Annotated in this window: 3 protein-coding genes and 1 pseudogene; 1 reads left to right on the top strand and 3 read right to left on the bottom strand. The window is 69.0% G+C overall.

Annotation, left to right across the window (positions count from 1 at the left end; genetic code table 11):
* From H0T81_RS02740 to H0T81_RS02730, 3 genes and pseudogenes are all read right to left on the bottom strand, one after another.
* A pseudogene (locus H0T81_RS02740) lies at window positions 1-401 on the bottom strand (hypothetical protein); the annotation flags it as partial.
* A 54-nt stretch (window positions 402-455) separates the two neighbouring features.
* Window positions 456-1,775, bottom strand: a complete 1,320-nt coding sequence (locus H0T81_RS02735) for a glutamate--tRNA ligase (protein WP_294009502.1) — start codon at window positions 1,773-1,775, stop codon at window positions 456-458.
* A 30-nt stretch (window positions 1,776-1,805) separates the two neighbouring features.
* A complete protein-coding gene (locus H0T81_RS02730) occupies window positions 1,806-3,464 on the bottom strand; it encodes an NAD+ synthase (RefSeq protein WP_294009500.1) in 1,659 nt (552 codons plus the stop codon).
* 158 nt (window positions 3,465-3,622) lie between these two features.
* On the opposite strand from H0T81_RS02730, the gene prs reads away from it, so the two are divergent.
* The coding region (prs, locus tag H0T81_RS02725) for a ribose-phosphate diphosphokinase (RefSeq protein ID WP_294009499.1) at window positions 3,623-4,091 on the top strand (469 nt) is incomplete at its 3' end.

The raw sequence follows: 4,091 nt of genomic DNA, 5'->3' as shown, positions 1-4,091 counted from the left end.
AGCCCCGGCTGCGGCACGGGCAGCGGAGCGGTCGGGCCGGGCTGGGGCACCGGCATCACGATCGGCGGGTCGAGCGGAGCGGGCCTCGGCAGCGGCGCCGGGACGATCGGCGGGACTTGGTCGATCCTCGAGTCGGAGGGCCTCGGCACGTCCCTGGGCGGCGGCTGCCGCGGCGGGGGATCGGCCGGGATCGGGATCAGCTCGACCTTGGTGACGTCGCGCAAACGGTCCGGCAGCTCCATTTTCGCGCTCATCACCGCGGCGATCAGGGCGACGTGACCGACAATGATCGCCAGCATGACGTGCGGGGCGGAGTGTCGCCTGGCGATCCGGCGGCGGTGAGCTGCGTAGGCCAGCATCTCGATCTCCTTCGACGCGAGTCGATAGAGGGAATGATACATCATATCCTACACGGCGCAACGAGAATCGCGCCGAAAGGTCGTGGGGATCTGCGCCTAGCTGTTGGCGGCAGCGGACAGGCGCGCCACGGCGCGGTCCTTGCCCATGCGCTCGAGCAGGCCGGCCATCTCCGGGCCGCTGTCGCGCCCGGTGAGCGCGAGACGCAGTGGGTGGAACAGCGCCCGGCCCTTTTGGCCGGTGCGTTCCTTGAGCGCGTCGGCGAGCGCGTGCCACGGGTCGTTGGACCAGTCGAGCCTCGCGGCGATCGCCGCCGCCTCGCCGACCAGCGCACGGTCGTCGCCGCCGAGACTGGGCGCAGCGATGTCGCCGGCGATCACTTCGAACCAGCCGGCAAAGTCCGACAGCCGTTCGAGGTTGCCGCGCAGCAACCGCCAGTCGCGCTCGCTGGCGCCGTCGGGCAGCCGGTCGGCGACATCGGCGAATTCGAGCCGGTGCAGCAGGCGCGCGTTGAGGAGCTCGACATCGTGCAGGTCGAAATGCGCCGGGGCGCGGCCGAAGTGGGCGAAATCGAAATCGGCGGCGAGCTCATCGAGGCCGGCGAGCGCCTCGACCGGCTGCGACGTCCCGAGCCGGGCGAGCAGCGACAGCAGCGCCATCGGCTCGAGGCCGAGCCCACGGATCTCCTCGACTCCGATCGAGCCGAGCCGCTTGGACAATTTGCCCTCGGCGGCGACCAGCAGCGCCTCGTGCGCGAGCTCGGGCGGCTGTGCTCCCAAAGCAGCGAACATCTGCAGCTGGGCGGCGCTGTTCGAGACATGGTCCTCGCCGCGCACGACGTGGGTGATTCCAAGGTCGATATCGTCGATCACCGATGGCAGCAGGTACAGCCAGCTGCCGTCCTCGCGGCGGATCACCGGGTCCGACAGCAATTTCGGGTCGAAGCGCTGCGGCCCGCGGACCAGGTCGCGCCATTCGATCGGGCAATCATGGTCGAGCCGGAAGCGCCAGTGCGGCGGGCGCCCCTCGGGCACGGGCGCATCGTCGGCCTTGCGCTCGTAGACCGGCGGCAGTCCCCGCCCGAGCAGCACCTTGCGGCGAAGCTCGAGCTCCTCGGGAGTTTCGTAGCAGGCGTAGACTCGCCCCGCCTCGACCAGCCGGTCGAACTCGCGCCCGTAGAGGTCGAACCGCTGCGACTGGCGGACCACCTTGTCGGGTGTCAGCCCGAGCCAGCCGAGGTCGTCGCGGATGCCCAAGTCGAACTCGTCGGTCGAGCGCTCGGGGTCGGTGTCGTCGATCCGCAGGATGAAGGTCCCGCCGTGCCGCCGAGCGAACAAGGCGTTGTGAAGCGCGGTGCGGATGTTGCCGACGTGCAGCCGCCCGGTCGGCGAGGGCGCGAAGCGGGTGACGACCGTCATTTCCTGGGCCCAGTCATCGCTTCGGCCCGATCATCGCGGGCGCGTGTGGAAGAAGTTGGTGATCGGGTAGCGGCGGTCGCGGCCGAAGTTGCGGCTGCCGATCTTGACCCCCGGTGGCGCCTGGCGGCGCTTGTACTCGGCGCGCAGCAGCCTGGTCTCGATATCGGCGACCAAAGCGATTTCGGCGCCGGTGGCGAGCGCGACCTCCTTGACCGACATTTCCTTGTCGACCAGCCGCTCGAGGATCCGGTCGAGCAGCGAGTAGGGCGGCAGGCTGTCCTCGTCCTTCTGGCCGGGGCGAAGCTCGGCGCTCGGCGGCTTGGAGATCACGCGCGCCGGCATTACCGGGCCGGCCGGGCCGAGCACGCCTTCGGGCTTCACCCGGTTGCGCCACCGCGACAGCGCGAACACCGTCGTCTTGTAGGCGTCCTTGAGCACCGAATAGCCGCCCGCCATGTCGCCGTAGAGGGTCGCATAGCCGACCGACATCTCGCTCTTGTTGCCGGTCGTCAGGAGCATGTGGCCGTGGGCGTTCGACAGGGCCATCAGGGTCACCATCCGCAGGCGCGCCTGGACGTTCTCGGCCGCCTGGCCGGCGAGGTCGGGGAGCATCGAGTCCAGCGCCGCGACCGCCGGCACGATCGGGACGACGTCATGGCGGCAGCCGAGCAGCCGGGCGCACTCGCGGGCGTCCTCGAGGCTCTCTTGCGACGTGTATCGGGACGGCAGCATCACGCCCCACACCTTGCCGGGCCCGAGCGCATCGACCGCGACCGCGGCCGACAGCGCGCTGTCGATGCCGCCCGACAGTCCGAGGATCACTCCGGGAAAGCCGTTGTCGGTCACATAGTCGCGCAGCGCGACGACCATCGCCCGGTAGACGTCCTCGGGGAACGGATCGAGCTTGTGCTCGGCCCGGGTCCGGCAGCGCCAGCCGCCCCCCTCGCCGTCGCCGCCGCGCTCCCATTGCGTCAGCAGCAGCTGCTCTTCCCAGTCGCACATCTGGACGACCAGCTCGCCGTCCGGGTGGATGACGAACGAGGAGCCGTCGAACACGATCTCGTCCTGGCCGCCGACGCGGTTCAAATAGGCGAGCGGAAGCCCGGCGATCGCCGAGCGCGACCGCACCATGCGCTGCCTCAAATCGTCCTTGTCGAGCTCGTAGGGGCTGCCGTTGGGCACCAGCAGCATCTCCGCTCCGGCTTCGGCCAGATGCGCGCACACCGGCTCCTGCCAGATGTCCTCGCAGATCGGCACTCCGATCCGGACGCCGCGGAACTCGATCGGCTCGGGCATCGGTCCGTGCGCGAAGATCCGCTTCTCGTCGAAGGTGCCGTAATTGGGCAGCTCGCGCTTCAAGGTCCGGCCGGCCACCTTGCCGCCGTCGGCCAGCAGCACCGCATTGTAGTTGGCGCCGCCCTCGTGGATGATGGTCCCGATCAGCATCGCCGGGCCGGGGCTCGCGGTCGCGTCGACCAGCCGCTCGGCCGCCTCCATCGTCCGCCGGACGAACTCGGGCTTGAGGACCAGATCCTCGGGCGGATAGCCGGTCAGCTGGAGCTCCGGGCACAGCAGCAGGTCCGCTCCGGCCGCCCGCTCGCGCATCGCCAGCATCGCGGCGGCGTTGCCCTCGAGGTCGCCGACGCGCTGGCTCATCTGGGCAAGGGCGATCGTCAAGCGGTCCGTCATGAGCACCCCTTAGCCCGTTCGTCCGGAGCTTGTCGAAGGACTGCCTTGCCCAGAAACACACAAGGACAGGGCTTCGACAGGCTCAGCCCGAACGGTTCCCTTTACGGACTGGTCGGTCGCTGTCTAAGGCGGTTGCGAACGCCGAAGGGTTGCCCGCCATGAAATTGCTCGCCGGGAACAGCAATTTGCCGCTGTCCCGCTCGATTTCCGAATATCTCGAAATGCCGCTGACCGAGGCCAGCGTTCGGCGCTTCGCCGACGAGGAGATTTTCGTCGAGATCAACGAGAACGTCCGCGGCGAGGACGTGTTCGTGATCCAGTCGACCAGCTACCCGGCCAACGACAATCTGATGGAGCTGCTGATCTGCATCGATGCCCTGCGGCGAGCGTCGGCCAAGCGGATCACCGCGGTCCTGCCTTACTTCGGCTACGCCCGGCAGGACCGCAAGCCCGGCCCGCGGACGCCGATTTCCGCCAAGCTGGTCGCCAATCTGATCACTGTCGCGGGCGCCAGCCGAGTGCTGTCGATCGACCTCCACGCCGGCCAGATCCAGGGCTTTTTCGACATCCCCACCGACAATCTGTTCGCTTCGCCGGTGATCGCCGCCGACATCCAGGCGCGCTTTT

Origin of the sequence: Sphingomonas sp., from assembly GCF_013812825.1 — a bacterium.
Taxonomy (GTDB): Bacteria; Pseudomonadota; Alphaproteobacteria; order Sphingomonadales; family Sphingomonadaceae; genus Sphingomicrobium.
Note: the sequence above shows the minus strand (reverse complement) of the source record. Positions and strands in the feature narration are given on the sequence as shown.